The 1,747-nt window shown below is 71.7% G+C and carries 3 protein-coding genes; 1 reads left to right on the top strand and 2 read right to left on the bottom strand.

The annotated features are described in order from the left end of the window. Positions 1 to 248, top strand: a 248-nt coding sequence (locus VIB55_RS01110; RefSeq protein WP_331874817.1) for a response regulator, incomplete at its 5' end; no start/stop codon positions are given. On the opposite strand, the gene VIB55_RS01105 is transcribed toward VIB55_RS01110, so the two are convergent. Further along, on the bottom strand, positions 245 to 499 hold the full coding sequence (locus VIB55_RS01105; protein WP_331874816.1) for a hypothetical protein: 255 nt from the start codon (positions 497 to 499) through the stop codon (positions 245 to 247). The genes VIB55_RS01110 and VIB55_RS01105 overlap by 4 nt on opposite strands. Positions 500 to 1,087: 588 nt before the next feature. Beyond that, positions 1,088 to 1,747, bottom strand: a 660-nt coding sequence (locus VIB55_RS01100) for a peptidoglycan recognition family protein (protein WP_331874815.1), incomplete at its 5' end; no start/stop codon positions are given.

The raw sequence follows: 1,747 nt of genomic DNA, 5'->3' as shown, positions 1-1,747 counted from the left end.
TGGACATCGGCCTGCCGGGGATGGACGGGGTTTCGGCGACGCGCATCCTGAAGTCCGATCCCGCCACGGCCGGCATTCCCGTGCTGGCCATCACCGCGCACGCCCTGGCAGACGACCGCAGCCGCGCGCTGGAGGCGGGGTTCGATGCCTACCTGACCAAGCCCATCGAGCCCAAGGAGGTGGTGGCCGCGGTGATGCGCTGGACGGGCCCCGCGATACCGGAGGCAGGGCAGGGGAGCGGCGGCTAGGGCCGGGTGGTCTGCACGGGGACGGCGTGCTCGCACAGGCGCAGCAGGTCGCCGTCGGACAGCTCGTTCCACCCCGCCGGAACCTGGTAGAACCGCCGGCGCTCGTTGGGGCTTTGAAAGGTAAGCCATCCCTCGACGGCGTCTTCGTGCAGGTGCGCGCCGGCCACCTCCTCTCCCAGGCGCAGCGTGGGTTTGGTGTCCCACACCTGCCACTCGATCCCCCGCTCGTCACGGATTTCGCGCAGCGACATTCGTCGTTCCCTCCCCGTGGGTTCCCCGCCCGTCCGGCCGTTTCCGCATCCTCCGTTCCCGGCGGCGCCCCGCCCGAGTCGCCCGCTCCTTCGGCGTCCATCCTTCTCGTCACCTGCACGCCCACGGCACCTCCCGAGAGCCCGCGCTGTCATCCCGATGGAGCGGTCCCGGCGAGCCTGCACGCACACCGTGCTCCGCAGCGACTGAGGGATCCGCCACACACTCGCCCCTGCGCGGCTGAAGGTCCGGTCCAGCCGAACCAGTCCCCGAATCGCGGCCAAAGCCCGCGCTGTCATCCCGATGGAGCGGCCCCGGCGAGCCTGCACTCACACCGTGCTCCGCAGCGACTGAGGGATCCGCCACCCACTCTGTCCAACGTGCCGCGGCTCGCATCCATCGAGGCCGGTGCAGTTCGGCGGTTTGCGCGTCCGTTCGCGACGACAGGAAGAAATTGGGATGCCGACGCCTCCGCATGGGGGTGTAATCGCGCGGTGTGTGGCGGATCCCTCAGTCGCTGCGGTCTGCCGTGCAGGGGCAGGTTTTCCGTGGCCGCTCCATCGGGATGACATCGTGTGCCACACCAAGGGTCATCCGCCGGCCGCCCCCGCGCGGCGCAGCTCGGGGAGGCGGCGGTACAGGTCCTGGCCCGGGCAGAGCGTCGGGGCGTTGTCCTTGTGCCCGGTGATGAGCTCCGGGCGCACGCGGTACCGGCGCGCCAGGTGGGCCACCAGCCGGCGCAGGCTCTGGTACTGCGCGTCCGTCACCGACTCGTTCTCGAAGTTGCCCTCCAGCACCACCTGCACGTGCCCGCGCAGGTCGTACTGCGTGTTCGAGTCGCCCACGTAGCCCACCTCCCGCCCCTCGCCCACCGCGCCGTCGTGGGCGATGTAGAAGTGGTAGGGGATGTCGGCCCAGGCCTTCTTGATGCGGCCGTCGCCCAGAGTGCCCTCTTCCTGCGAAAAGCGCTGCAGGGCGCGCAGCTTGTCTGCCAGGGAGCGGGCCGTGTCCTGCGCGCCGGCGGTGTGGTGCACGGTGATGCGCACGGGCTGGTGCGGCTGCATGGGCAGCGTCGGCGCGCGGGCGCCCCACTGCGCGCGGGTGACGATGGCGGGCTCGTCCGCGGGCCGCGGGGCCCCGGCGGGACGGCAGGCGGCGGTTGCGGCGGCCACGATCAATGCGAGGGAAAGGCGGGTGAGGCTGTGCATGGTCCGGGGGCGAGGGGCGGATGGATTCGGGGGCGGGCCGAC

Source organism: Longimicrobium sp. (assembly GCF_036554565.1).
Taxonomy (GTDB): domain Bacteria; phylum Gemmatimonadota; class Gemmatimonadetes; order Longimicrobiales; family Longimicrobiaceae; genus Longimicrobium.
This window is presented reverse-complemented; position numbering and strand designations above follow the sequence as displayed.

Bases quoted from the DNA above. Each gene is read 5' to 3' on its own strand.
- VIB55_RS01105 (WP_331874816.1), bottom strand. From the start codon at position 499: ATGTCGCTGCGCGAAATCCGTGACGAGCGGGGGATCGAGTGGCAGGTG.